Raw genomic sequence first — 24,693 nt, forward strand, 5'->3', positions numbered from 1 at the left:
ATCTATTTCTTTTTGTTTTGATTGTCTAACATGTGTTTCATGATTGTCACTACCAAAGTCAAAGCTGCTACGAGGAACAACCCAAACTGGAGCATGAGCGAAATCATTTCATGTGTCGACATTCTCTCACCCCCTTTCGATAGGGGATGAGCCGATCACCCTTGAGGAGCCTATTTGTAACAGCCGATTCTAAATGACCAAAAGCTGACGCTATTGCCTGTCCAAAGGTTGACGGATATAATGACCACCATACATATCCTAGAACAGGAAAAGGACGCCTCTGAAAGATGTGCCACTGCGCCAACAGTTGCACCAGAGTCGTCCCCCAAAAAAACCATATGGTTATTGTATCTCATTATCAAATTGAAGAAAAGCTTGGTGTTTTTCATACGGAGTGCAGAGAAGCATATTTGCCCAATATGTGAAGATGACTTGTACACAATCGGGAGTCGGAGGCGCGTCGGGCGAAAGCCAACCGGCGATCAGATCACCTACATAATTCGTCGTTTGCGTTGCAAAGGTTGCGAGCGGATTCATCATGAATTACCGGATTTGCTCGTCCCTTACAAACGTTATGAAACCGAATGCCTCGAATCAGTTGTGTCTAATAGACAGGCTCCAGACGTAGCAGCAGATGAATCGACCTTGTACCGCTGGCGCGTTTGGTTCGGGAAGTGTTGGCAGTATTGGGTGAATTGTTTATTAACAATTGCGTCGCGTTCAGGAAATCCGGTGGAGGCATTGTCCGTACCTTCATCATCTGCACTCCAACGGATCGGACATTTTGTCGGACAAGGCGTCGGATGGCTGGCGAGAGTTGTCCGCCCCATCGTTCATTCTCAATTATGGGTACATACCCGTTTTGCCTTCTTGTCCGACATCCCTTGATATATGGTGAATCTACATCCTATTGGAAAGGACTGTAGACTCCTATGAATAACGAAAAAAAGGCGGAAGAAGTCGCCGCAGAGCGCATGCAACTGATCTCTCCGCTAGTAGCCGAAGGGATTGACCCTGGCAAAGCCAAGGAACTGAAGAAAGCCATTTGTGAACAGACGGGCTTATCCGAGCGAACTCTTCGACGCTATTTGTCTGCCTATCGAACCGACGGCTTCGCTGGACTTCGACCTCAAGGAATGGGAAAGCGGCGATCAGCCGAAGCGATCACTCCTTATCTGCTAGAGCAAGCGATTCTGCTTCGTCGAGAAGTACCAAGTCGCAGTGTCGCGCAAATCATTCAGATACTCGAATGGGAAGGTTTGGCCAAGCCCGGTGAGATTAAGCGTAGCACGTTGCAAGAGAAATTGATGGAGCGCGGCTACAGCACTCGCCATATGCGACTTTACTCAACCGCCGGCCTTGCGGCCAGACGCTTTCAACACAAACAGCGCAACCGCTTGTGGCAAAGCGATATCAAGTTCGGGCCCTATCTACCGATTGGTGAAGGCGGAGCTAACAAGCAGGTGTACCTCGTTGCATTCATCGACGATGCGACACGTTATGTGTTACATGCCGCATTCTATCCGACACTCGATCAAACGATTGTGGAAGACTGTTTCCGTTACGCAATCCAAACAAGTGGCGTTCCTGAATCTGTCTACTTTGATAACGGCAAGCAATTTCGAACCAAAAGCATGACTCGCACATGCGCCAAACTAGGTATTCGCCTTCGCTTTACGAGACCATATGCAGCCGAATCCAAGGGGAAGATCGAGCGTTTCAACCGAGTCATAGACAGTTTCCTTGCGGAAGTGATGTTGGAAAAGCCGCAAACACTCGACCAACTCAATGAATTGTTTCAAGTTTGGCTCACCGAATGTTACCAGACCAAGCCCCACTCCGCACTTGATGACAGTTCAAGCCCTCAGGTAGCGTTCCGTAGCGACTCGACACCGCTCCGACTCGTCGAAGAATCAATTATCGCGGATGCGTTCCTACACAGCGAATCCCGAAAAGTGGACAAGGCTGGTTGTATCAGCTTTATGGGTAAAAAATACGAGGTTGGGCTCCCGTTCATCGGGCATAGAGTGGAAGTCGTCTACGACCCGCGTGACATCTCAACAATTACCATTGAATATGGCAATCACACGCCGTGGCAGGCGAAAGAGCTGACCATCGGTGAATGGGCAGGACAACGCCCCTCGTTGCCATCGACAATTGAAACAGTTTCAGCAAATGGTTCGCGGTTATTGGTCGCTGCAGAGAAGAAGAATCAAGTTCGAAAAGAACGTCAGACACGCGCTGTCTCGTTCCGTAAGATGCGGGAGGAGGCACAGCCGGATGTTTGAAGCGTTTTACGAAATGACGAGAACACCTTTTTCACGCGACATGCCGACTCATGAGTTGTATGCTTCAGATGTTTTGGAAGAAACGCTGGAGAGGTTGGCATATACCGCCGAAAGGCAATGGTTTTCAGTTGTGACAGGTGACTGCGGAACGGGTAAAACAACGACGATCCGCCGGTTTGCAGATGTACTTGACTCATCGAGATTCAAATTGCTCTATTTATCTGATTCGAAGCTAACGCCACGCCATTTTTACAAAGGATTGCTCGAACAATTGGGGTGTGAAGCGAAGTTTTATCGAGGAGACAGTAAGCGACAATTGCATCGGGAAATTGAATTGATGCGAGGAGTTCATCGCTTACAGCCTGTAGTGGTGGTTGACGAGGCGCATTTGTTGGACAAGGAGATGTTCGAAGAAGTGCGATTTTTGCTCAACTTCAGAATGGACGCTCAGAGTCCTATGGCCTTGATCCTGGTCGGGCAAAATGAGTTGTGGGAACGTCTGCAACTGCAGACGTTCACGGCTATTCGCCAAAGAATTGATCTGCAATGCAAACTTGTTCACTACGACCGCTCACAAGTGGGAGCATATATCTCACGTCATTTGGAATATGCCGGCGTTAGCCGGGATCTTTTTACGGACGGTGCGATCGATGAGATTTACCGTTATTCGAGCGGTACAGTTCGCTTGGTGAACAAAGCGGCGACACATAGTCTGATCTACGGTGCAGCGAACAAGCACCGGATCATTGACGACCACATGATAAAACGGGTGATCGAGGGAGAATTGACTTAATTCTCCCGCTTTTCCTTTCAGGGGTGGCACCGCTAACGCGGTCATCATTTCCGTCAACTCTTGGACAGCAAAGCCTGTCAGTTTACGGACATTATAGGGCAGTAGTAACACCTATTCAGTTGTGTTGATAGTATTCTAGCATAGGAGAATGAACTTCGGAATGGATGTTCTTTAGCAGGAGATAAAAAGTTTATTTGTCGCTGACAGTTTGTGCTTGCTGCCGTTACGGTGAGCCGTATCATAAGTAACCACATAGTTGGGTGAGAGAAGAAGCATCGAAGACGAGTTCAATGTCTTTGATGCTTCTTTGTTTTGGGTTGGTGGATGGGAGGCGTGATTTGAAAGATGATGGTGTGGAGCAGGTCTTTGTGTTTTCTGATGAGGACGAAGAAATACGATAATTATTTATTGTAAAACGATATATCAGGTGTTAGAATCAAAATGCGAAGAACTAATGGAGGTGCTTTGTATGAAACGTGAAACACTTTTTTTAAAGGCAGCGGTTATTCTGATGGGTATTCCTGTTCTTGTTTTGTGTATATTTTTTGTACCTGCCATCTCGAATTTTATGGCAGGATTATATCCTGAGGCAGCCTATCTACAATATCTGATTATGATCGGGTTGTATGCAACGGTGATACCGTTTTACATTACTTTGTATCAAACTTATAAACTGTTAGGCCATATTGATCAAAACAAGTATTTCTCGGAATTATCTTTCAAAGCTCTAAAGAATATAAAATACTGTGCCACTGCAATCAGTATTTTGCATGTACTAAACATGCCACTGTTTTACCTCATGGCGAGGCGAGTCGACCCGCCAATTATCATGCCAGTCGGATGGAGCATGATTTTTGCCGCACTTGTGATTGCAGTCTTTGCTGCTGTTCTTCAAAAGCTAGTAAAGCATGCCATCGATATAAAATCAGAAAATGATTTAACGGTCTGAGGTGAATAACATGGCAATAATAATCAATATTGATGTGATGCTGGCGAAAAGGAAAATGAGCGTAACAGAACTTTCGGAGAGGGTTGGAATCACAATGGCTAACCTTTCGATCTTGAAAAATGGAAAGGCAAAAGCAATTAGGCTTTCAACCTTAGAGGCAATTTGCAAAGCATTAGAATGCCAGCCCGGGGATCTTTTAGAGTACAAAATTGAAGAAGGTACTGATGGGGAATAATCACAAATACGGAGTGACGAAGCCACCATTTATTGAGAATGGTGGCTTTACACATCTGGTGGAGATCAAATCCTGATCCGCACCTTCCGATGAAACACTGAGGACAGGTGGGACTCATACAGGCCATGTCAGGGTGTGCTATGATGAAAGGAAGGAGGGCGTAGCCCTCCACTTCAATTTTTACACGTTGTGAGCTGCCACTTTGGAGAAGTGCGCAGCGGCTTCTTCCGCTTCTTTGTATGCTTTATTTAATATCTCATCTCTATCGATAATTGCAGTACCTTGTACTCGGATGATTTGGTAATCTTTCACGCCCAAGAAATTGAACATGGATTTGAGGTATTTATGCGAGTATTCAACTTCGGTATACCAATCGTTGTTCGTATAAATACCGCCGCTGCCTTGGATTACAAGCAAGCTTCTGCCATCGTTCAGCAGTCCGACCGAACCATTCTCTGTATACTTAAAAGTCTCGCGGGCGATCAAGACGTTATCCATATAGTCTTTGAGCTTCGATGGTATGTTGAAATTATGCAGAGGCATGGCGATGACATACTTGCGGGCGCTTTTGAATTGCTGTAATACTTCAGTCATACGAGCGGTCACTTTTTGCTCTTCTACGGTTATTGGTTCACCCTTCGCCAATTTATCCCAAGCACTTAATACCATTTGATCGATTGCAGGTACTTCGTCGCTGTACAGATTGATTTGTTCGATCGTCTCATGGGGGGCTGATTGTTTATAAACCTTCAAAAAATGGTCGAGGACATTCAAGCTGAAAGAAGATGCCGAATCGATTTCCGGGTGTGCATTGATAACAAGCGTTTTGGTCATGGTAACCTCTCCTTAGTAATCATGGTGATTCCAAATCGTCGACAACATTTATCGACGATAAGTTGTATCCGTAATATAATCTGATTGTCGGGTCCTGTCAATTCCTTTAGCTTTGGCAAATAAGGATAAGTGCCCCTCATTTGACATGAAAACCAAGGAACCTCGGGGAGACTCGTGTTACTTTTTACAACTAGAAAGTTGGTGTATGTATGCAGTATAGTATCGGCGTTGAATATGCACTACATTGCCTTGTTTATTTAATCGATACTCCGCCTGATTCCACCATTGGAATCAAAGACCTTTCCGCTTTTCAAGGGGTTTCAGAGACGTATCTCTCCAAGATCTTTAGTAAATTGACGAAGGCGGGCATCGTTAGCTCCGTGCCGGGAGCTAAGGGTGGCTATAAGCTAGCGAAGTCTCCAGATGATATCTCGTTTTGGGACGTTGTTGAAGCCGTTGAAGGTGTGAAGCCTATCTTTCAATGTAAAAATATTATCGAAAACGGATGTCTTTATCGGGACAAACCGAATGAGGCTTGTTCCACAGAAGCTCCGCCCTGTACGATCAACTTAGTTATGCTTGAAGCGGAAAATAATATGCGCCAATTTCTACGCGGCAAGACTCTGACATGGTTGAATGAAGAGCTTGAACGGGTTTTACCCAATAAGATACGCCAAGAAACACGGGAATTTTTCGACAAGCCCAATAACTAATAAATCCCCTCTAAAGCTTCTCAATGAGAAGGCTTAGAGAGGATGTTAGGCAGTGTGCCCCTTCCAAACAGGGAGGGGTATAGTCTATTTCTCACGTAGAGCGATACGCTGAATCGTATCGTATTTAGGGTGTGTTAAATGATGGAAAAAACATCGAAATTAATAAAAGCAGTCTCTACCGATTTCGGTGGGACTGCTTTTTCTCTTTCATAGCGCGGAAAATAAACCACTTGACTTCTGGTATACATTTGCATACATTAGGTATATCGACGCTGTATACAAATGCATACACTTGGAGGCGAGGATCATGAGGAATTCAGATGGGAGCATGGAAGATGACAAGCATCATGCTTGTGAGCATAAGGGTAGGCGGCACGATCATCATGGGGCGAAGACCTTCCGCAGAGGGCGGGCATTGGACTTCCTGAATCGGTTGACGGTGAGGCGGGACCTGTTAAAGCAGCAACTCGATGCGCCAGAGTTTCAGGAGATCAAGCTCATACTCCAAGGGGAGTTAAAAGCGCTTGATCTGGTGATTGAGGAGTATTCCCAACACTTCGAGCTTCATGAATACGCAAAACCCCAGGAACCTGAGCAAGAGGAAGGAAAGTCATAATCATGTGGGGATTACGAGCCTTTCTAAAGCCATATTGGAAATTTGCCTTGCTTGGTCCGCTTTTTATGCTATTTGAAGTGTTTTTTGATTTGCTACAGCCGATGCTGGCCGCTCGTATTGTGAACTTCGGTGTGGTCGAACGTGATTTCACGTATATTGAGCACACCGGATTCATGATGGTTGCAGTGGCGCTGTTATCGTTACTTACGGGCGTTGCCTGTAATTTCTTCGCCAGCCGCGCCTCGCAAAATTTCGGTGCCGATATTCGAGAGGCATTATTCAAGAAGATCCAGACGTTCTCGTTTGAAAATATGGACGCCTTTCAATCAGGTTCACTCATTACACGAATGACCAACGATGTGGTACAGGTACAGAACCTGATGCAGACCTTGCTACAAGGCTTGGTGAGGGCGCCGGGCTTGCTCATTGGTAGTGTCGTGATGGCGCTTCTCATCAATCAGAAGCTGGGGCTCATTCTGCTGGGCACGCTGGTCCTGCTTGTGGTGGTGCTCGTTTTGCTCATCCGGTTTTCGGCTCCGCTCTTTATGGGGGTTCAGGCCAAACTTGATGCGGTGAATACAAGAATGCAAGAAAATCTCGCAGGCATCCGGGTTGTCAAGGCGTTCGACCGATCTGATTTTGAAACAAAGCGGTTCACCAAGGTCAATCGGGACTACACCGAAATCTCGATCAAAGCGGCGCGTTACATTGCATTGAACCTGCCAATCGTAACCATCATTATGAACACATGCCTCGTTATCATCCTCTTGTATGGCGGGAATTTGGTATGGATGAAATCGGTGCAGGTGGGCGACTTGGTGGCTTTTGTGAATTATGTGGTTCAGGTCCTGTCTTCCCTGATCATGGTGAGCGGGCTTTTGATGGGTCTCTCGCAGTCCAATGTGTCCGCAAAGCGCATCCTGGAAGTCTTGAACACACAGCCTCGGATTGAAACGGCGATGCAGAATTCGGTAGCATCCGTTCCGGCTCAGCATGTGAAATTTGAGAATGTGGCTTTTTCCTATTCGGGGTCGGCCGATTCCAAAGAGCTGGTGCTGAGGGACATCAATCTGGAGGCGGAACAAGGCGAGACGGTTGCCATCATCGGTGCGACAGGAGCGGGGAAATCGACGCTTGTCCAGTTGATCCCGAGACTGTACGATGCCACGTCGGGCTCCATTCGAATGGACGGCCAAGATATCCGTGAGCTTCCACTCCTTGAGCTTCGTCGCCAGATCGGGATGATTCTCCAAGAGTCGTTTCTGTTTACCGGCACGATCCGGGACAATATCGCATTTGGCAAATCGGACGCGACACAGGAGGAAATTGAGGTCGCCGCGAAGATCGCACAGGCGCATGACTTCATCTCACGGCTCTCAGATGGCTATGATACGGTGCTGGGGCAGAAGGGTGTGAATCTATCCGGTGGGCAGAAGCAGCGTATCTCCATCGCTCGGGCGTTGTTGATCAAGCCGCCGATCCTCATCATGGATGACAGCACGAGCGCCCTAGACCTTGGAACTGAGAAGCTACTCCAGCATGCGCTCAGAGATCTCATGAAGAACAGTATCACGTTCTTGATCGCGCAACGCATCACGTCTGTGATCGAAGCCGAGAAGATTCTGGTCATCGAAGAAGGGGCGATCGTGGGCAGTGGTGCGCATGACGAGTTGATGAGTTCATGCGAGGTTTACATGGACATTTACCGATCCCAATTCGGTCAGCAGGAGGTGCCGGATGTCCAACAACAATTCAGCTAATCGTTCACATGATAATAAAGGGGCCGCGAATTTAGACCAGATGGGCTTTCATTCGAATCGTGGGCCTCGTCCAGGTGAAGTGCAGAAGATCAGATCAAAGGACGCGAAGGGAACGGTGCGTCGAATCTGGCATTATCTGAAGCTACATCGTCGGTCGTTGATCGTGGTGGTTGTTTGTACAGCATTGAGCACTCTATTTTCCCTGCTCGGTCCTTACCTAATCGGCAAAACGATCGATCAATATATCATCCCCCATCAATTTGACGGGATGATCCGCATGGGCTTGCTCTTATTGAGTGTGTATTTGTTGGGGGCCGTCTCGACGTGGGTGCAACAGTATATGGCTTCGAGCTTGTCACAGGATACGGTTCGGGATATGCGCCAGGACTTGTTCAAGCAATACCAGCGGCTGCCTGTGCAGTTTTTTGATCAAAGGGTTCATGGCGAACTGATGAGCCGTACGACCAATGACATTTCGAACGTCTCCAATACGCTGAACCAGACGGTGGTTCAACTGATCTCCAGCGTGTTGATCCTAGTGGGCAGCTTGGTGATGATGTTGAGCCTTAGTTTGTGGATGACGCTGATCACCATTCTCACAGTTCCGCTCTTCGCCTTCGTCGCTAAACGCATCACGAAGTACACGAGGGTGTTTTTCTCCGAACAGCAGAAGTGCTTGGGAGAAGTAAACGGATTTGTACAGGAAAACATATCCGGACTGAAGGTGATCAAGGTGTTCGGCAGGGAGTCTAAGTCTGTCGAGCAGTTTCGCGAGATGAATGAGCGATTGCGCTCGATTGGCATCAAGACGCAAACCCTCTCCGGATCAATGGGACCGATCATGAATACCATGCGCAATTTGAGCTTTGTCGTGATCGCGATATCTGGAGGCATCTTTGCCTATCATGAGTTGATTACGATTGGGGTTATCGTAGCTTTCCTGACTTATTCCAACCAATTCAGCCAGCCGATCAACCAGTTGGCCAATCAGTACAATCTACTCCAGTCCGCGATTGCCGGGGCTGAACGTGTATTTGAAGTGCTGGATCAGGAGCCGGAAACGACAGAAGAAATTCCGTTCGCGCCGAAGCATCCGTTCAAGGGCGAAGTGGTGTTTGATCGTGTGAATTTCGGGTATAAGCCGGATGTTGCGGTGCTGAAGAATTTGTCTCTTCACGCCTCACCCGGTCAGATGATTGCCTTGGTCGGCCCAACAGGCGCCGGTAAAACGACCATCATTAATCTGTTGACGCGATTCTATGAAATTCAGTCTGGGCAGATCTTGATCGACGGCGAAAATATTCGACAGATCGACAAGCATGCATTAAGGCAGCAAATTGGACTGGTTTTGCAGGACGCCTATGTGTTCTCCGGAACGATACGGGATAATATTCGATATGGACGGCTAGACGCAACGGATGAGGAAGTGGAACAAGCGGCCTGGCTCGCCAATGCGGACACGTTCATCCGAAAGCTGCCAAATGGTTATGACACCTACCTGAGCGCAGAGGGCGGCAATCTAAGCCAAGGACAGCGGCAGTTGCTTACCATTGCCCGAGCTGCGCTTGCGAATCCGGCGATACTTATCCTAGATGAAGCGACGAGTAGTGTGGATACGCGAACGGAGCTTCATATTCAAGAGGCAATGAAAACTCTGATGAAGGGGAGAACTAGCTTCGTCATTGCCCATCGTCTAAGCACGATCCGGGAGGCGGATAAAATTCTCGTTATTAATGATGGAACGATTATGGAACAGGGTTCGCATGAGGAGCTGTTGGAGCAGAAAGGCTTTTATGCGAATTTGTATCTCAATCAGTTCACACAGGGACAGGTGAGTTAATCAAATAACGACAGGGAAAGAAGCGATCAAGAAGAAGGAAGCAGGGAAGTTGCTTGGTCATCGAGGGGAAAAGCATTTCGTCGGGGGAGTTCGCCGATGTGCTGAACTGGGGAAGGGGTATAACGTAATAGTCCGCTTTTCCTTTTGTAAAATAAAAATCTATTTATGCTTTTCTCTTGACTCTTGCGGTGCCCTGATGTAAGCATTAAGATACAGCATCCAGTTGCATACCCATAACGATAAAGGGTCTGAATAAGACCGACAACAGTATCGGGTCAGTTTGGCTCTTGAACCAGCCTAAGTTGTCCCAATAGACGTCCGCAACCACATTTGAAAAGTCTGAGGAATTAAACGTCGGACGCACACAAAGACGAGGAGATGAGTTATGAAACTTTTGCTTACAGCCGGAGGTATCAGTAACAATAGCATACATGACGCATTGGTTGACATGCTGGACAAACCGATTGCCGAGTCGAGCGCCCTTTGCATAACCACTGCGTCGTACGCATTACGCGGTGGTGCAGGTCTTGCATGGCAGTTCTTCAATGGACAGGCCGGCGCACCGATGACTGAGCTGGGCTGGAAGTCCATGGGCGTGCTGGAGCTCACTGCGCTGCCCAGCATCGATAAAGAGCTTTGGGTTCCTATGGTCAAGGAGACTGACGTTCTACTCGTGAATGGCGGTGACCCGTTGTTTTTGTCTTACTGGATGCAGCAGTCCGGACTGGCAGACCTCTTGCCGTCGCTGCGGTTAGTCTATGTAGGAATGAGTGCTGGGAGCATGGTGATGGCACCTAACATCGGGGAATTCTTCGTTGGCTGGACTCCACCCAACGGTGGTGATGAAACGCTGGGTCTGGTTGATTTTGCGATGTTCCCGCATCTGGATCACGAGATGCTGCCGTATAATACGATGGCGAATGCGGAGAGATGGGCAGCTGGGATGCAGGGGCCAGCGTATGCAATGGATGATCAAACCGCCATCAAAGTGATCGATGGAGCGGTCGAAGTTGTATCCGAAGGGCATTGGAAACTGTTTACGCCATGATCTAACTATGCTGCTAGCTTTTTGGGTGCAATCTCGAATGCACCGAGTACTTCAAGTCAATGTTGAGGTATTCCAAGGGATTCCTTTCAAATACCAATGGCGGAGAATCGAAGACTTCGATTTTGTTGATGTTTGATCGACTTGTTCGGTGACAACCTAGCAGTGATGTACTCGGAGGTCATTTTATAAAATTGCATCCCTTAACATGTCATTGGCGATTCCAAGCGAGTCGCCTTTTTGTTGTGTGTGGATGGTCGATAAATCGAGTGGGTAGCGGGCGTAGATCGGGCAGATCGGCGCGGGAATACTGTTTCCGTTCGCCCTGTGTTTGAAGCCCTGATTACGCTTGGGCAGTGCCGGTCTTAACCCTGTGCTTACTTGGGGTTTTCAGCGGTACGCCGATAACCACCGACAGCGATATTCGACTTGCAGCCGTATACAGGAGGAAAAGAAAAAGGATCGGACTTAAGCCCGACCCGTGTGCCGTTTTCCGTGAATAATTCACTTTCTTTAGAACAGGAGCTCATGGAATTAATATATGGTTGAAATTCTGCCACATACGGTGTTGCATTTTATAGCGTGTAACCGGCGAGGAGAGTTGAATATGCGTGGAGGACTTGCCGTAGGGTATCGCGGCGTCGATGAACGCTTCCATCGTTTTGACCGACTCCGTGACGAGCTTAACGAGGTAGCTATTTAGCTGAAATTACCCCACGAGCTCCCCATTAATCGCAATCCGGTTGGCGCCGTAGGACTTGGCGAGATACATCGATTCGTCCGCCGCGCGAATGAGATCGAGCTCCGTCTTGCCTCCTGCCCAAAGCGTACAGCCGACGCTGGTGGACATCGGCAGTTGAAACTCCTTAATCCGCATCGGCGACTCTAGTTGCCCGGTCAAACGCTTGGCCACCTGCATCAAGCCGTCGTAGCCATCATTCAGCCATGCCGCGACCACGAACTCATCTCCGCCTACGCGCGCGATCAGATCGGATTCGCGAACCGCTTTCTTGATGCGATTCGCGAATTCTACAAGCACGAGATCGCCGACCTCATGTCCGTAAGTATCGTTGCATTGCTTGAATTTATTCAAATCGAGGTAGAACACCCCGAATATGCCTTCATCTCGACTGGCCCGATTCATCCAACCTTGGAATCGATCGCTAAAGCCTCTACGATTCAGCAGTCCCGTCAGAATGTCGCGCTCTGTCAATTGAATAAGCTCGCTCTCTAGTTTTTCGCGTCGTTCAATTTCGGCTCTTAATTGAACCAATAATTGCTCGTAATCGTTCAGAATCCGAATTTTGTCGTCGTAGTTAATTTGCTTGCCTAGCTCCGAGCCCAGGGCGAGCGATAACAACTGCAACGTCTCGATGTCGCGGCTGGAGAAAGCATCGGGACGGCCGGAGATGACTTTCAACACGCCGACGGCGTTGCTAGATTCGAACAGGGGAATGCAGACCATGCTCCGCGCGCCGACCTTCATACACGCTTCCTTGTTGACGCGATCGTCCTGCTGCGTATCCGGTGAATACAAGATTTCCTTCACCGTAACGCACAAGCCCGACAAGCTGCCGTTCTTATTTATTCGAATTCCGAGATGAGGCTGCAAGGTGCCGCTGACGGCGGCATAAACCATTTCATCGCCCGCCAGCATCTCGATGGTAGAACCGTCGGCATCGGTTAATAGGCACATCCGATCGCAGATCGTCTGCATAAACAGCTTCAAATCAAAGTTAGATAACAGTATCTGCTGTTGGACTTCCATTATGACTTTAAGGTGAGGGTTCTCAAACATCGTCCCAACTCCTCCATGATTCGCATAGTAATCTGTCGGCCATCATTAAGTAATATGCTAGCACTTTTAACTAGATTTGTCAGCCGAGCTCCGGACTTTGGGGACAGTAGGGGGGAACCCTATCATGAGTAAAATGGGGAAGTGATGGTATGGCAGATTGGTGGCTTGAGGACATGTGTGGAAATTTACACTAGGCTTCATTCACACGCCTGACCAGTCGGGATTGCTGAGAACCCCCGATCATTTGTTAATATTGCAGGGCTACTAATTGCTTTTGCGGGCCAGAGGAGTATAGATATTGGTGCAGACGGTTTGTATGAATGCGATGTTAAATACTTTCGTGAATTTCCATTGCTTAGACCTCCGTGGCCGTCCAAGCTCAAGGGAGGTCTACTTCTTTTGTCAGGTTGAGCATACCGATCTAACCCCTATCTTGAGGGGATGAGCCGACCACCCTTGAGGAGCTATTCAGTTGTGTTGATCGTACTCTATCATAGGAGAAACCAACGGGGAACGTTAGTTCTATAGATGGTTATGAATAGGGATTTTACCGAACTCGATTTCGAAAGTGATTTTTTTATGATAGATGTGTTTTGGCGTAACCCTTATTAACAGGCGTTATCAGGATATTTTTTATAAAAAGACATGCATGAGAATATAACAAGACTTCACTTCACAAGATGACAGAAACATCAAGGGAAATTGTACGGAGGGTGTAATCATAGAGTAAGTGTTCGGTTGTATTCGGGTCAGTACAGAGACCCAAGCTAAGAGTGTTTAGGGTATCAATTGAGTCATTGTTTTGAACACTTCCCGGCTTTGGAGAAGCGACACAGCAAAAGTGTTGATCAAAAGGGAACTTGAGAAGTTGTACGTTGGTGTAATCAGAATTGAGCAACCAAACTACAGCATACATACCAAAGACCCGAATGATTTTCTGATTAACGGAATGATGGAACTCTTGGAAGCTTATGATCGAATGTCCACAAATCTAATATTGGAACGAGGGAGAAAGGCGAAAGTAAAAGCCTGAGTAAAAGCAAGTGGGGAAACTCCGATAGGCTACAAGTGGTAACATGATGATGAGAAAAAACCGATCATTGTAATTGATGAACGGTTTGCTGGAATCGTCAAAATATTTAAATAATACTTAAGGGTTGGAAGTATCGGAAAAGTAAAGAAGTACCTGATCTAGATGGGAAATAAAATCAACCGTGGGGAAGACTTCACTGATAAGCCGATCCGTAATATTTTGAAAAATGAAATTCTATATAGAAAAGGAGACATGGAACAATTTTGAGGTAAGCCGGACGGCATGAAGCGATCATAAACAGAATCACATTCGGGAAAGTACAAACGAAATTGGAGTAACAGAACAAGAGGAACACCGAATAAGTCATCAGAGGGGATACCTATTAGGGGTTTAAGGTAAGTGAATAGTATTTCGCATTCACTTCTACGCCCTAATAACATATAAAATATAAAACGATTAATTTAAAAAATAGGTTGCAGGACTCTTATATAACTGCGGTATAATTAAGAAGTGACCAATTTATGGGGGATTTGTGGTAATACGTCTACCAACTAAGTGTGAAAGCTTAGTTGATACTTTTTGGGAGTGTGAGAATATTGATCAAAATTGAAAGCCTGCAGATAGAGAACTTTAGGAGCATACGGTCGATCCGTTTAGAAAATCTGTCCGATGTAAATATATTTATCGGTAAAAACAACGCAGGGAAATCAAATATCCTTCGTGCTATTAATTGTTTTACTAATGCGATTCATTTAGAGGTAGCCTACTCGACTGGAATATTCACAATTGAAGATATTAATCTAAACAATGACATATCGATAATTGGGATCATAAGAGTAAGGAATCACAAGATTTTGATTTGTGTAAGGAGTTTGATAATTAACGGAGAGGTACTATGTCTTATCCTCCCTTTCAGGCTTTTCGAGAATAATAGCCAATTTGATTTCGGGGGATTAATAGTTAAAATGAATGATACTGTGGAGGAATACGCCAAGGTTATTACGAGGGTAGTACACTCCTACAGGAGGTTAAATTCCCATAACGAAATCATGTATGAACTCAAAGAGGATATGACTAAGATTCTCAACAAAGGTCTAAAAGTACCACCCTACGAGGCGATTGACTATATAGAGAAAAATTTTCAATTCTCTCAAAGGACATTTGGATCTATTAGGCAGCATCAGTTCGCTACGGATAATATTGAAGAGGAATTAGTGTTTTTCCTCAATAGAGAAATTGAGGGTCGTAAAGCGGCTATTGATCGTAATACGAAAATGCTACTATCTTATGGAGAGGACGTATTAAAGTTTTGGACAGTCAATTACTATAGTCAAAATAGAGCATCTGTAGGTCGAGATTTTATTTGGGAAAAAGGCAGAATAACGATGCGTCCATTGGTTACATCTGGGAATGTTTTATATCAAAATGAAATTAAGTCTGAATTAGATGAGAAGGATGTAAGTGCACTTTTCACTTTGAAAAACAGAAAAGAGCATCATCAAAGGTGGGAAAATATAAAAAAGGCTGCTAAGAAGGTACTCGACATTGAATTAGATGTCTTTTGGAATGAAGAGCAGGTCCCCACGATTGATGTTGATAAAAAATGGGTCAATCTGAATGGAACAGGCATCCGTGAAGTACTTCGAACCATCCTTGATTTAAATCTAGAGGACGTAGATATTGCACTAATGGAGGAGCCGGAAATCCACTTGCATTTTGACCTTGAACTGAAGCTCAGTCAATATCTCCTCTCTAAAAGCCAAGATACGCAAATTTTCATAACAACACATTCCACTGCATTTGTAGAAAATGCACAAAACCAATCCGTCTTCCTTGTGAAAAAAGATGTTATCGAGACCCGAGAGCAAATAATCACCCAGGTTTCTCCATTACCTGCAAATAACCTAATTGATGCAGCCAAGGAGCTCGGAGTAAACGTTAATGCTCTGCTGATTCAAAAGGTTCTTGTATACGTAGAAGGAAAGACTGACCGATTCATAATGGAGAGCTATCTTAGAAAGTATCATGACAATATTTATAACAGTATCGGATTCGTGGATATGAAAGGCGAGTCCAATTTCGAGCATTATGCTGAAGCCTCCTCCATGAAAGTCTTCGAGAATAGCCAACTTAAAACGTTTTTCATTCTCGACTCTGACAATAGGACAGATGCCTCGATGGAACAAAAAAAGAAGGACCACCCGGAAGGCAGTAAACTTCATTTCTGGACAGGTAGCTGTATTGAGACATTGTTCCTATCTCCCGAGATATTGCTAAAGTTTATTCACTCTAAAACGAATAATCCTGAAATTAGCTTGAAAGAAGTAACTGAGAAACAAGAAAAGATTTTGAATGACCTGAAACTTAGTGCCTTTAGAAAGTATCTTCGCGAAGAGTATTTACGGCCGGTCTCTCTCAAAAGATCTAAGAAGAAGTGGGAACCTGTTCATGATTTTGAACAAGTGAGGGCATGGTTTACAAACAAAAAGCAGGAACTTCAGGAAAAGGCAAACCGAGAAGTGGATGTGGACAGTGCCTTTCAGTCATTCAACGATAATTGGGAGGCCGACAAGTTCAAGCGAGTCCCTGGAGATAAGTTCCTAGAAGTTTTTTGCAAGGAATTCGGTTCATTTACCTACGACAAAGACTTGAACAATGTGGATCACTTAATAGGCTCTTTAGAACATACTGAATGGCCAAAGGAATTCGTGGAAGTCATGGCTCGAGTGGTTGGTGCAGTTCGTGAATCTGGTGCCGGTAACGACTAAGCTTATTTAGAGTGATAACTTCAGATTGACTGTGTTCTTGAGCCGATTAGTAAACAAGGATAGATTGGAGAAGGAAGTATCCAAGATAAGTCCAATATCTTGGATGCTTCCTTACTTTTCAATTGGTAACCAGAGATAAAGTCTTGAATGGCAGCAAGCTATGGTTTGTGTAGTTTTGCCGTAGAATGCAAAAGAAGACCTCCTTGCCTAGCAGGCTAAAGAGGTCTTCATCAGGTTATTTTACGTAGATTGAAAGGTCTCATAACTGATAAGTTCTTCCTAGTATGAACCAATGCAAAGCTACGACCAAACAACTTCATGAAATTGTATACTGTACTCCAACAGATACAAATTCGGTACAATAGAAGCTGCGTAGCGAAGTTGTTCGGAGCACTGGGGAGTTATGATAAGTCCGTGTACTGCTTTTCCCTGTGCCAAATGTTGTTTTACCCAACCTATGTAACGAGCAATCTGACCGAGGACTTGATCTGTTGTTTTGTTATTCTTCAACTCGATCACAACAAAATCACCGAATTGATCAACACATAGGAGATCAATAATTCCGGTAGGGATCGAATACTCTATTCCCAATTTCCCAGTAGAGTCCTGAAATAGAGAGAGGTAGTGACCTTTCAGAATTTCCATTTCTGATATCGTACTTGCGATTGCATCACGAAGATGTGATTCTAGTTGAAAGGTCAACAGAATGTCTGGTTTCTCGACAGTGACCTTAGTTGGACGATAACTATTATTCCCAACTTTCTCAATGCGCCAATGACCATGTATTTTCTGATCATAGAGAGAAAGCATCTGATCCCCATTGTCGTATAATAGGTCAAAACGCTTATTGCAAATCCGATCTTCGTTGTTGAACTTCGCATTTGTTCTATGTGGGTGATTAACGGTGAGACCATCGATAAATGCTGCGGAATTACCAGTCTGGATGGAACACAGTTGGGCAAATCTCTTAAAAAGTGTTCTACGGCTAATGGAGTTTTGTGAACTTAACACGATTTTCTGAATTTCGTCCAAATGTTTTTTAGTGGGCTGTTTCCTGGCCATACATACACCTCCAACTACATTATTGATATGAGGGATATTACCTAAACATGATCATATGTTTATCATTGCACTAGTGTTTCTCGCTTAGAGCGATACGCTGAGCCCTTTTATAAGTACTTGGGGAATGAGACGTTGTGAGGAGACCACGCCAACTATACCTTTTGGTTGGCTGAGGTCTTTTTGTGTTGGGGTTTTGCGCGGGATTTCTATATGGAGGTTGATCTTCTCGAGTTTGCTTTGAGGGGTCAGGGTGATGTCCTTGAGCAGCGTTTTATGGAACATTTTTTTCTTGTTTGTAATGGTCCTGCTGTTTGAAGGGGGCTTGTATATGCCCGTTGTAGGTGCATTAGTCATGACCAATACGGGAGGGCAAGATGGACGAATACGGGGGCGGTGTGGTGTCAGGATATGGTAAGATGGAGACAATGGAAACTAGGGAGAGGGGGCAAGAGGATGGTTGTTCAAGCAAATATGCCAGTCTCTGAGGTTGTATCGGCGTGGACGGAAACTAAGTCGGTGTTTATCCGTTACGGGGTTCCGATTGATGCCGGCTCCACTTTGTCAGAGGTTGTCCCAGAGGATGTCTTGCCCGTTCTGCTGAGAGACTTGAATCAGGCAATAGGGAGTTCAGCGGTCACTTGCATTGAAGGTGGCTGACGGATTCCCTCTAGAGAGTAGGTTGCTCTCAAAAAAGAGCCTGCCCGTGGTTTGGGCAGACTCGCACTTCGCACTTAGCGCGATACGGTTTGCGCGGGGAACGGGCGGGATGGAAAGAAAGACAAGCTATTTTTAAGCTTGTCTTTCCGGAATGGTTATCCAGTTGTTGTATTGCGCTCGATGACTTTGCCACTGAAGTTGATCGGCCCGACAACCTGTGCGGTCGTATTAGCAGTAGCGTTCTCGACGGTCAAGGTGTAGCGATGAGTGCCGGCGCGCGGTTTCAGATCGATGGCTTGGAAGGCAATCGTGTAGAACTCTTCAGATCCTGCAGACTCCACACCTTGTTGCGTGCGGAAGATCTCCACATTGTCACGGAATACGCGAAACACCAGTTGTGCGATATTACGAACGCCTCTTACACCGACGGTTGCCAGAAGCTCCACCGTGTTACGGCGTCTGGTCGTCGTTCCGCGTTGCACATTCAGACGAATCGTGGCCAGACGCAGCCGACGCGGAGCACGTGGAATCGTAGTTGCAGTTCCAGTATTCGTACGGTTCCGTGGCTGGACAGCTTGGTAATCTTGAATTTCAATTTTTCTTGGCATGGTAAACTTCACCTCCTGCAATAGGATATGAGGAGGTTTGAGTTTCGGTGTGGACAAGTATCGAACGTGATCTGTCTATTTTATGGCGAATCGTATCCTCACTCGTATCGTCAGTAAGGGAAGCGAATCTTTGTAGCAATTACAGGCGATGTGTTAGAAGAAGGCTATAAGCAGTGCATAGGATAAAAAAAAGACCATAGGTGCTACGAACAACTACGGTCGGTTGACACAACTGATACCCTGTAAGGGCGTCGGCTTAATGCGAAATAGTTGAAGCAGAGTGCTGTGTGTTGTTGGTTTAGATTCTGACAGTTTGGGGAGTGGTACTAATGGGAAATACAGACATCTTTGAAATGATGGCGAATCGATATGACACTTCTGAAAGAATCCAAATTGCTAAGGTAGCAGCAGATGCCATTCGTGAATTTGTAGTTGATGCAAGAAGCAAGAACGCTATTGATTTTGGGTGCGGAACGGGTCTTGTTGGAATGAACTTATTAGGTGACTTCAACTCGATACTTTTTCTGGATACCTCGCAAAATATGATCAATCGGATCAAACAAAAAATCACCGAATTTGATATCCGGAATGCAGATACGTTATGCTTTGATTTCGAAAAGGAAGATCGATCGGACTTACATGCTGACTACATTTTCATGGCTCAGGTTCTACTCCATATTCCTGATACGGAATCAGTTTTATCAAAGCTATATGATGTCCTACCTGTAGGAGGGCATTTACTAATCGTAGACTTTAATAAAAACGAAAACATAGCCTCAGATCTGGTTCATAACGGATTTGATCAAGAAAACCTTACCAAGCTTATGAGCAAAATAGGCTATCGAGAAATCCAATCCAAAACGATCTATTCAGGGAGTAACATATTCATGAACCACGACGCATCATTGTTTGTACTAGATGCTCAGAAATAGAGCGATATGGTGAAAGAGAATATTGCCAACATGAAAGACATGAATCGAACTGGGAGAGAAGCTAGTGTCTGTCTGGAGAAAATCAACATATAAAAACATTTGCGCTGTCCAGATCTTTATGCTTTAATAAAACTTACGAACGTTCGTCAGTTACATCGGAGGGAAATTCGATGACGTCAATAAAAATTAGAGATGTTGCGCTTCGTCATTTTGCTCGAAATGGTTACGAGGGAGCCTCACTTGCCAACATTGCTGATGAGGTAGGGATTAAAAAGCAGTCGATTTATAACCACTACAACGGCAAGGATGATTTGTTTTTCGCTGTTTTTAAAGACGTAGCGGTGAGAGAGATGCTTTTTGTTCAAGATTATCTGGAGCGAAATAGTACGCTGTCTCTGGAAAATAAGCTGTACGGCTTCTTGAAGGAATACAGAAAGCGACACGAGCAAGAAGATGATACAAAATTCTTTCTACGCATGTCATTTTTCCCACCTGGTCATCTAGAAAAGGAAATTACCGTTTATACCATTGACCACGTTGATAGATTGGAACAGTTGCTCGTACCGGTCTTTGAAATGGCGGCAAGTAAAGGTGAGTTGCATCCCGCTGTTTCCAATATGCGGGCCTCCGCATCTTTTACCGCGATGCTAGATAGCATCTTTGTCGAGATGCTCTATGGCGATGCGGAGCGATCTATGAAGAGACTCGACGCGTCATGGTTCGTTTACTGGCGAGGCGTAAAGAACAACTAGAGGAGGAGCGACCGTGAATCGCAGTTGGCTTTACATTTTTATTGGTGTGGTTTTCGAAGTATGTTGGGTCATCGGATTTAAACACGCAGACAGCTTGATTACGTGGTTGGGGACAGTTATCGCGCTTGCAATTTCATTTGTCCTCGTACTCCTTGCTTCTTCCAAGTTACCTGTAGGCACGGTTTACGCCGTATTTACAGGAATGGGGACTGGTGGTACCGTGCTTGCCGAAATCCTTTTGTTTGATGAACCTGTTAAGATCACAAAGCTCCTGCTAATTGTATTGCTGTTGGCGGGCGTGCTGGGATTGAAGTTGGTCGGTAACTCGTCTGACTCCAAGGAGGCAGCACACTAATGGCATGGATATCGTTACTATTAGCTGGCATGTTTGAAGTTGTTGGTGTGCTTGGGATGAACCGAATCAAGCGTGATAATAATGCAATGGCTTATCTTCTTTTCATCACTGGTCTCATTTTGAGTTTTGGATTCTTGAGTTATGCATTGAGAAGCCTGCCTATGGGTACGGCATACGGGATATGGACAGGGATCGGTACTGTCGGCGCTACACTAGTTGGTATGTTCTTCTTTGCGGAATCGAAGGATTGGCGTCGTATCCTGTTTATTGCCATGGTACTAGGTGCATCCGTCGGACTAAAGCTCCTTTCTTGATCTATGAGCAAACTAGGTTATCGAGATAGAGCGATACGATGAGCTATATCATAAATAAACGTGTAACAAGAGAAGACCTCACAACAATTCGATCGTCTGTGAGGTCTGTTTTTTGTCGCAGAATGGATTACTTTCGGTTAAAAATTCCTTTTCCAGTTTCCCCGTTGATCGGCAGTGAGGAATGTTGGTGTGAGATGGTCCACGTTTCATTTTCTTTTCGTAAACCGAAAGTGAAGCGGTTGGTGACCTGACGCAGTTTCTCGCCCGATTGATTGTAAGCGGCGAATGTCACATTGCAACGAATGAATGCGAGACTCAAATTTTCCTCTGCTGCTACATCGTGGAATTCTACTTTGAGCAGAACACCCTCCTCATGGAGACCATGAAACCATTCCTTCGTACTTTCCGTCCATTGGGAACGGTCAACACACTCCCAGTCATCCCAACAATCATAAATGTGGAAGTCAGAAGCGTATAAGGAGACATACTTCTCAACATCTTTCTCAAAAACCGCAGATTTGTAATTTTCCAAAACACCTTGAATTTCTTGGTTGGCTACGCTCATGGACGCATCCCCTATTCAGAATATTTTACTCATTATAATGGCGTTGATATATTAACACCCAAAAATAGGGGCGTCAATAAATATCATTGGCAGCGTGACTACTTGCGTTTCTCACTAACGATACGGTGAACCGTATCACAAATAACGCATGTTTTTGGTGCGGTCTAGCAAAATAGAAGCCCGTAGGTCGAGACGATTCGATCTACGGGCTCAACTGAATATTCCCAGTAACTGTGTTCCCACCCACCAACTTGGATGCATGAGGAAGTACTCCTCTTTCGATTTTTAAAATTCAATTGCATGTGTGATAGAATCGAATCTAACTGTCCTTGTGCAGGGAAAATAGTGAAATGGCACGACGGAGTAAATTCGTCTTTGCCAGCTCTATTAAGTCATTCCCATGATGGTTCAATACAGCTTTTAGCATCCAGAGTGTGAATCCATGTGCCTGTTCAAATGATATTTTGGGTGGCAAGGATAATTCCTGACGATTTACCACGATATCCACGATTGCAGGCTCATCGCTTGCAAACGCCTGCTTTATGACTTCTTCGAGATCTTCGGGATTTTCTACGCGGAAACCTTCGATTCCAATGGCTTTCGCTATGTTTGCGAAGTTTTGCGCAACAAGATCCGTACCGGATTCCAAATATCCGGCTGCTTTTATTTCTAATTCAACGAAGCTAAGTGCACTATTGTTGAAAACGACAATCTTAACCGGTAATTTATGCTGTACAAGAGTGATGAGATCACCCAGTAGCATCACAGTCCACCATCACCTGCTAGGGCAATGACCTGTCGATTCGGTTTTGCTACTTTTGCACCCCATATACAACATTCGCTCCAAGAGATAGCGAGTCATTTTTTATGCTCTGAACTGTCGATTTTTATTGACCACATGTGTCGATTCTATACTGGCCGATGACACCATGTGGACGCGACTGATAGAAGTGGATGGAAAGTCAGCGAATTTATATGCTAAGTTTCTCCGTTGCACTGGAATAAATAGTGTGCTAGTATCTAGATGTCTAATAATTAGACATCTAAGTATTTGGCGAGCCTATTACCATTGGTGTCATACGGTGCTTCGAAGGCGGCTGTTGTAAATCATACCAAATATATTACTACCCAATATGGGAAGAATAACATTCGTTGAAACGCAGTCGCGCCTGGTTTGATTTTGACGCCGGCAGCCAAGAATAAGATGCCTTCGGAGGTATTGGATATCTTCGCGAAAAATATTGCGCTGCCTTACCACGGAGAATCGGATGATATCGGCTATACCGTTCTGTTCTTGGCTTTAGATGAATCCAAGTCTATTACTGGGCAGACGATACAGGTAGAGGGCGGACATTATATGGCCAACCCAACCGTCCCTGATTTCGAATGATTCATGAAAATGGCACAGCGTGAATAGCAGCCACAACAAGTTGGACGGCGTTTCAACCAAATTAAGTAAGGAGGATGTAGTATGGGGAGATTAGACAATAAAGTAGCCATCATTACCGGCGGGGCTTCAGGTATCGGCGAAAGCATGGGTGATCTGTTTGCACAAGAAGGGGCTATCGTTATTGCCGCGGACATTAATGAGGCAGCGCTTGAGAAAGTAAGTCAGAAACAGAATGTTTACGGAATGAAATTGAATGTTGCTTCTGATGAGGATTGGCAGGCGCTGGCACAGGAAGTAAATGATCGCTTTGGTAAAATTGATATTCTTGTCAACAACGCAGGCATCTCTTCTGAAAAACCATATGAGCAAATCAATGTTGAGGATTGGCAGAAAATGCTCTCCATTAATGGCTTTGGTCCCTTCGCCGGGATGAAGCATGTCGCTCCTTATATGGCAGCCCAAAAGAAAGGCTCCATCATCAATATCTCTTCCTACACGGCTCTGATCGGTCAAGGTTTTAATCACTACTCTGCATCTAAAGGCGCGGTACGCGCATTATCGAAAGCGGCTGCTACAACCTTTGGCCGTCAAGGCATTCGGGTAAACGCTCTTTTCCCTGGGATCATTGAAACGCCAATGACTCAAGCATTAAGTACCTCAAAGGACTTGCTGGATCGATTAATCCAGGCAACGCCTCTGCAACGTTTGGGCCAAGCCATCGATATTGCCCAAGCGGCGTTGTTCCTGGCTTCTGATGATTCGTCGTACATTACAGGTTCAGAATTGGTCATTGATGGTGGATACTCAGCCCAATAACGTGTAAGATTATGACAGTCCTTAGTTTATTTAAGGACTGTCCTTTATTTTACCTAGGAGGATGTTATGGAGGAGCAGACCCTATTCGAACTCGTACACAATATGGATAATTTCACCAAACAAATGATTATGCAGTGGAACAGAACATTCAGTGAGGACCTCGGGATCTCTCACGTTCTTGTGCTCGCCCATCTAAAGCAAAACGGAAAGAGCCGGCCTTCGGACCTTGCAAAAATATTAGGACTTACCCCTCCTACGCTCAGTTATTTATCAGAAAAACTTGTCGAGAAGAAATTAGCCGTCAGAATGGTGAATGAGTCTGATCGTCGAATTAATTATTTGGGCATTACCGATAAAGGTGACGAAGTCCTCCAAAGAGCATCACTTGAGGGGCAAAAGCTGCGTACAAATTTATTCGAAAAGTTAACCGAAGAGGAGAGGGTACAGCTAGCAAACCTTTATAAAAAGCTGAGTATTATTCAACACAATGAAAATTCTCACCTAGAATGATGCGGTGAACCGTGTCATCGAAAAACAGCATCACAGAGCGATCCGCTACTGGACCCACTG

Annotated in this window: 23 protein-coding genes and 3 pseudogenes; 19 read left to right on the plus strand and 7 right to left on the minus strand. The window is 45.4% G+C overall.

Annotated features, from left to right (window positions below; translation table 11 throughout):
- Positions 1 to 2: 2 nt before the first annotated feature.
- Positions 3 to 122 (minus strand): putative holin-like toxin, encoded by a 120-nt coding sequence (locus CIG75_RS20495; protein WP_157729305.1) that lies wholly within the window; start codon positions 120 to 122, stop codon positions 3 to 5.
- Between the two features lie 118 nt (positions 123 to 240).
- On the opposite strand from CIG75_RS20495, the gene CIG75_RS21060 reads away from it, so the two are divergent.
- From CIG75_RS21060 to CIG75_RS00645, 5 genes are all read left to right on the plus strand, one after another.
- On the plus strand, positions 241 to 888 hold the full coding sequence (locus CIG75_RS21060; RefSeq protein ID WP_227874229.1) for a DUF6431 domain-containing protein: 648 nt from the start codon (positions 241 to 243) through the stop codon (positions 886 to 888).
- A 44-nt stretch (positions 889 to 932) separates the two neighbouring features.
- A complete protein-coding gene (locus CIG75_RS00630) occupies positions 933 to 2,288 on the plus strand; it encodes a DDE-type integrase/transposase/recombinase (protein ID WP_094234887.1) in 1,356 nt (451 codons plus the stop codon).
- The gene (locus CIG75_RS00635; protein WP_094234888.1) at positions 2,281 to 3,081 is read left to right on the plus strand and encodes an ExeA family protein; all 801 of its coding nucleotides are present in this window, start codon (positions 2,281 to 2,283) and stop codon (positions 3,079 to 3,081) included. Before CIG75_RS00630 ends, CIG75_RS00635 begins: the two co-directional genes overlap by 8 nt.
- 469 nt (positions 3,082 to 3,550) lie before the next feature.
- Positions 3,551 to 4,030 (plus strand): DUF2975 domain-containing protein, encoded by a 480-nt coding sequence (locus CIG75_RS00640; protein WP_094234889.1) that lies wholly within the window; start codon positions 3,551 to 3,553, stop codon positions 4,028 to 4,030.
- A gap of 10 nt (positions 4,031 to 4,040) precedes the next feature.
- Entirely contained in the window at positions 4,041 to 4,265 is a 225-nt protein-coding gene (locus CIG75_RS00645) for a helix-turn-helix domain-containing protein (RefSeq protein WP_094234890.1), read from the plus strand.
- A gap of 180 nt (positions 4,266 to 4,445) precedes the next feature.
- Here CIG75_RS00645 and CIG75_RS00650 read toward each other — a convergent pair whose 3' ends face one another.
- Complete coding sequence (locus CIG75_RS00650) at positions 4,446 to 5,099, minus strand: FMN-dependent NADH-azoreductase (protein WP_094234891.1); 654 nt, start codon at positions 5,097 to 5,099, stop codon at positions 4,446 to 4,448.
- 209 nt (positions 5,100 to 5,308) lie between these two features.
- On the opposite strand from CIG75_RS00650, the gene CIG75_RS00655 reads away from it, so the two are divergent.
- The 5 genes from CIG75_RS00655 (at position 5,309) to CIG75_RS00675 (ending at position 11,076) form a co-directional block, all read left to right on the plus strand.
- Complete coding sequence (locus tag CIG75_RS00655; protein WP_094234892.1) at positions 5,309 to 5,812, plus strand: RrF2 family transcriptional regulator; 504 nt, start codon at positions 5,309 to 5,311, stop codon at positions 5,810 to 5,812.
- Between the two features lie 307 nt (positions 5,813 to 6,119).
- A complete protein-coding gene (locus tag CIG75_RS00660) occupies positions 6,120 to 6,428 on the plus strand; it encodes a hypothetical protein (protein WP_094234893.1) in 309 nt (102 codons plus the stop codon).
- Between the two features lie 2 nt (positions 6,429 to 6,430).
- Positions 6,431 to 8,188: an ABC transporter ATP-binding protein gene (locus CIG75_RS00665; protein WP_094234894.1), complete on the plus strand. Its 1,758-nt coding sequence runs from the start codon at positions 6,431 to 6,433 to the stop codon at positions 8,186 to 8,188.
- Positions 8,166 to 10,028 carry an ABC transporter ATP-binding protein gene (locus CIG75_RS00670; RefSeq protein WP_094234895.1) on the plus strand — a complete coding sequence of 621 codons (1,863 nt, stop codon included), beginning with the start codon at positions 8,166 to 8,168 and terminating at the stop codon, positions 10,026 to 10,028. The genes CIG75_RS00665 and CIG75_RS00670 overlap by 23 nt, the downstream gene beginning before the upstream one ends.
- Positions 10,029 to 10,413: 385 nt before the next feature.
- Positions 10,414 to 11,076 (plus strand): Type 1 glutamine amidotransferase-like domain-containing protein, encoded by a 663-nt coding sequence (locus tag CIG75_RS00675; RefSeq protein ID WP_094234896.1) that lies wholly within the window; start codon positions 10,414 to 10,416, stop codon positions 11,074 to 11,076.
- Between the two features lie 706 nt (positions 11,077 to 11,782).
- Here CIG75_RS00675 and CIG75_RS00680 read toward each other — a convergent pair.
- Positions 11,783 to 12,871, minus strand: a complete 1,089-nt coding sequence (locus CIG75_RS00680; protein ID WP_094234897.1) for a sensor domain-containing diguanylate cyclase — start codon at positions 12,869 to 12,871, stop codon at positions 11,783 to 11,785.
- Positions 12,872 to 13,664: 793 nt separating this feature from the next.
- Between CIG75_RS00680 and CIG75_RS21560 the strand changes: the two are divergent.
- Positions 13,665 to 13,898, plus strand: a pseudogene (locus tag CIG75_RS21560) (recombinase family protein); the annotation flags it as partial.
- Positions 13,899 to 14,500: 602 nt separating this feature from the next.
- Complete coding sequence (locus tag CIG75_RS00690; RefSeq protein WP_157729306.1) at positions 14,501 to 16,672, plus strand: ATP-dependent nuclease; 2,172 nt, start codon at positions 14,501 to 14,503, stop codon at positions 16,670 to 16,672.
- Positions 16,673 to 16,972: 300 nt separating this feature from the next.
- On the opposite strand, the gene CIG75_RS00695 is transcribed toward CIG75_RS00690, so the two are convergent.
- Positions 16,973 to 17,734 carry an endonuclease NucS domain-containing protein gene (locus tag CIG75_RS00695; RefSeq protein WP_094234900.1) on the minus strand — a complete coding sequence of 254 codons (762 nt, stop codon included), beginning with the start codon at positions 17,732 to 17,734 and terminating at the stop codon, positions 16,973 to 16,975.
- Positions 17,735 to 18,546: 812 nt separating this feature from the next.
- Positions 18,547 to 18,999 carry an exosporium protein C gene (locus CIG75_RS00705; RefSeq protein ID WP_094234901.1) on the minus strand — a complete coding sequence of 151 codons (453 nt, stop codon included), beginning with the start codon at positions 18,997 to 18,999 and terminating at the stop codon, positions 18,547 to 18,549.
- Positions 19,000 to 19,328: 329 nt separating this feature from the next.
- Between CIG75_RS00705 and CIG75_RS00710 the strand changes: the two genes are divergently transcribed.
- The 4 genes from CIG75_RS00710 (at position 19,329) to CIG75_RS00725 (ending at position 21,352) form a co-directional block, all read left to right on the plus strand.
- Positions 19,329 to 19,931 (plus strand): class I SAM-dependent methyltransferase, encoded by a 603-nt coding sequence (locus CIG75_RS00710; protein WP_094234902.1) that lies wholly within the window; start codon positions 19,329 to 19,331, stop codon positions 19,929 to 19,931.
- 170 nt (positions 19,932 to 20,101) lie between these two features.
- Positions 20,102 to 20,683: a TetR/AcrR family transcriptional regulator gene (locus CIG75_RS00715; protein ID WP_094234903.1), complete on the plus strand. Its 582-nt coding sequence runs from the start codon at positions 20,102 to 20,104 to the stop codon at positions 20,681 to 20,683.
- 13 nt (positions 20,684 to 20,696) lie between these two features.
- Positions 20,697 to 21,038: a DMT family transporter gene (locus CIG75_RS00720; RefSeq protein WP_094234904.1), complete on the plus strand. Its 342-nt coding sequence runs from the start codon at positions 20,697 to 20,699 to the stop codon at positions 21,036 to 21,038.
- The gene (locus CIG75_RS00725) at positions 21,038 to 21,352 is read left to right on the plus strand and encodes a DMT family transporter (protein ID WP_094234905.1); all 315 of its coding nucleotides are present in this window, start codon (positions 21,038 to 21,040) and stop codon (positions 21,350 to 21,352) included. The genes CIG75_RS00720 and CIG75_RS00725 overlap by 1 nt, the downstream gene beginning before the upstream one ends.
- A 127-nt stretch (positions 21,353 to 21,479) precedes the next feature.
- Here CIG75_RS00725 and CIG75_RS00730 read toward each other — a convergent pair whose 3' ends face one another.
- Both CIG75_RS00730 and CIG75_RS00735 read right to left on the minus strand, forming a co-directional pair.
- Positions 21,480 to 21,917, minus strand: coding sequence for a YybH family protein (locus CIG75_RS00730; protein WP_094234906.1), 438 nt, complete (start codon positions 21,915 to 21,917; stop codon positions 21,480 to 21,482).
- A 319-nt stretch (positions 21,918 to 22,236) separates the two neighbouring features.
- A pseudogene (locus CIG75_RS00735) lies at positions 22,237 to 22,742 on the minus strand (thiamine pyrophosphate-dependent enzyme); the annotation flags it as partial.
- A 250-nt stretch (positions 22,743 to 22,992) separates the two neighbouring features.
- On the opposite strand from CIG75_RS00735, the pseudogene CIG75_RS00740 reads away from it, so the two are divergent.
- From CIG75_RS00740 to CIG75_RS00750, 3 genes and pseudogenes are all read left to right on the plus strand, one after another.
- Positions 22,993 to 23,307 (plus strand): annotated as a pseudogene (locus CIG75_RS00740) (SDR family oxidoreductase); the annotation flags it as partial.
- 81 nt (positions 23,308 to 23,388) lie between these two features.
- A complete protein-coding gene (locus tag CIG75_RS00745; protein WP_094234907.1) occupies positions 23,389 to 24,123 on the plus strand; it encodes an SDR family NAD(P)-dependent oxidoreductase in 735 nt (244 codons plus the stop codon).
- Positions 24,124 to 24,189: 66 nt separating this feature from the next.
- On the plus strand, positions 24,190 to 24,633 hold the full coding sequence (locus CIG75_RS00750; RefSeq protein ID WP_094234908.1) for a MarR family winged helix-turn-helix transcriptional regulator: 444 nt from the start codon (positions 24,190 to 24,192) through the stop codon (positions 24,631 to 24,633).
- The last annotated feature ends 60 nt before the right edge of the window (positions 24,634 to 24,693 follow it).

Source organism: Tumebacillus algifaecis, from assembly GCF_002243515.1.
Classification (GTDB): Bacteria; Bacillota; Bacilli; order Tumebacillales; family Tumebacillaceae; genus Tumebacillus_A; species Tumebacillus_A algifaecis.

Coding starts and splice junctions, on each gene's coding strand:
- CIG75_RS00665 (WP_094234894.1), top strand. CDS start 6,431: ATGTGGGGATTACGAGCCTTTCTAAAGCCATATTGGAAATTTGCCTTG.
- CIG75_RS00705 (WP_094234901.1), bottom strand. CDS start 18,999: ATGCCAAGAAAAATTGAAATTCAAGATTACCAAGCTGTCCAGCCACGG.
- CIG75_RS00745 (WP_094234907.1), top strand. CDS start 23,389: ATGGGGAGATTAGACAATAAAGTAGCCATCATTACCGGCGGGGCTTCA.
- CIG75_RS00675 (WP_094234896.1), top strand. CDS start 10,414: ATGAAACTTTTGCTTACAGCCGGAGGTATCAGTAACAATAGCATACAT.
- CIG75_RS00635 (WP_094234888.1), top strand. CDS start 2,281: ATGTTTGAAGCGTTTTACGAAATGACGAGAACACCTTTTTCACGCGAC.
- CIG75_RS00640 (WP_094234889.1), top strand. CDS start 3,551: ATGAAACGTGAAACACTTTTTTTAAAGGCAGCGGTTATTCTGATGGGT.
- CIG75_RS21060 (WP_227874229.1), top strand. CDS start 241: ATGACCACCATACATATCCTAGAACAGGAAAAGGACGCCTCTGAAAGA.
- CIG75_RS20495 (WP_157729305.1), bottom strand. CDS start 122: ATGTCGACACATGAAATGATTTCGCTCATGCTCCAGTTTGGGTTGTTC.
- CIG75_RS00630 (WP_094234887.1), top strand. CDS start 933: ATGAATAACGAAAAAAAGGCGGAAGAAGTCGCCGCAGAGCGCATGCAA.
- CIG75_RS00710 (WP_094234902.1), top strand. CDS start 19,329: ATGGGAAATACAGACATCTTTGAAATGATGGCGAATCGATATGACACT.
- CIG75_RS00650 (WP_094234891.1), bottom strand. CDS start 5,099: ATGACCAAAACGCTTGTTATCAATGCACACCCGGAAATCGATTCGGCA.
- CIG75_RS00730 (WP_094234906.1), bottom strand. CDS start 21,917: ATGAGCGTAGCCAACCAAGAAATTCAAGGTGTTTTGGAAAATTACAAA.
- CIG75_RS00660 (WP_094234893.1), top strand. CDS start 6,120: ATGAGGAATTCAGATGGGAGCATGGAAGATGACAAGCATCATGCTTGT.
- CIG75_RS00670 (WP_094234895.1), top strand. CDS start 8,166: ATGTCCAACAACAATTCAGCTAATCGTTCACATGATAATAAAGGGGCC.
- CIG75_RS00725 (WP_094234905.1), top strand. CDS start 21,038: ATGGCATGGATATCGTTACTATTAGCTGGCATGTTTGAAGTTGTTGGT.
- CIG75_RS00695 (WP_094234900.1), bottom strand. CDS start 17,734: ATGGCCAGGAAACAGCCCACTAAAAAACATTTGGACGAAATTCAGAAA.
- CIG75_RS00715 (WP_094234903.1), top strand. CDS start 20,102: ATGACGTCAATAAAAATTAGAGATGTTGCGCTTCGTCATTTTGCTCGA.
- CIG75_RS00680 (WP_094234897.1), bottom strand. CDS start 12,871: ATGTTTGAGAACCCTCACCTTAAAGTCATAATGGAAGTCCAACAGCAG.
- CIG75_RS00645 (WP_094234890.1), top strand. CDS start 4,041: ATGGCAATAATAATCAATATTGATGTGATGCTGGCGAAAAGGAAAATG.
- CIG75_RS00750 (WP_094234908.1), top strand. CDS start 24,190: ATGGAGGAGCAGACCCTATTCGAACTCGTACACAATATGGATAATTTC.
- CIG75_RS00655 (WP_094234892.1), top strand. CDS start 5,309: ATGCAGTATAGTATCGGCGTTGAATATGCACTACATTGCCTTGTTTAT.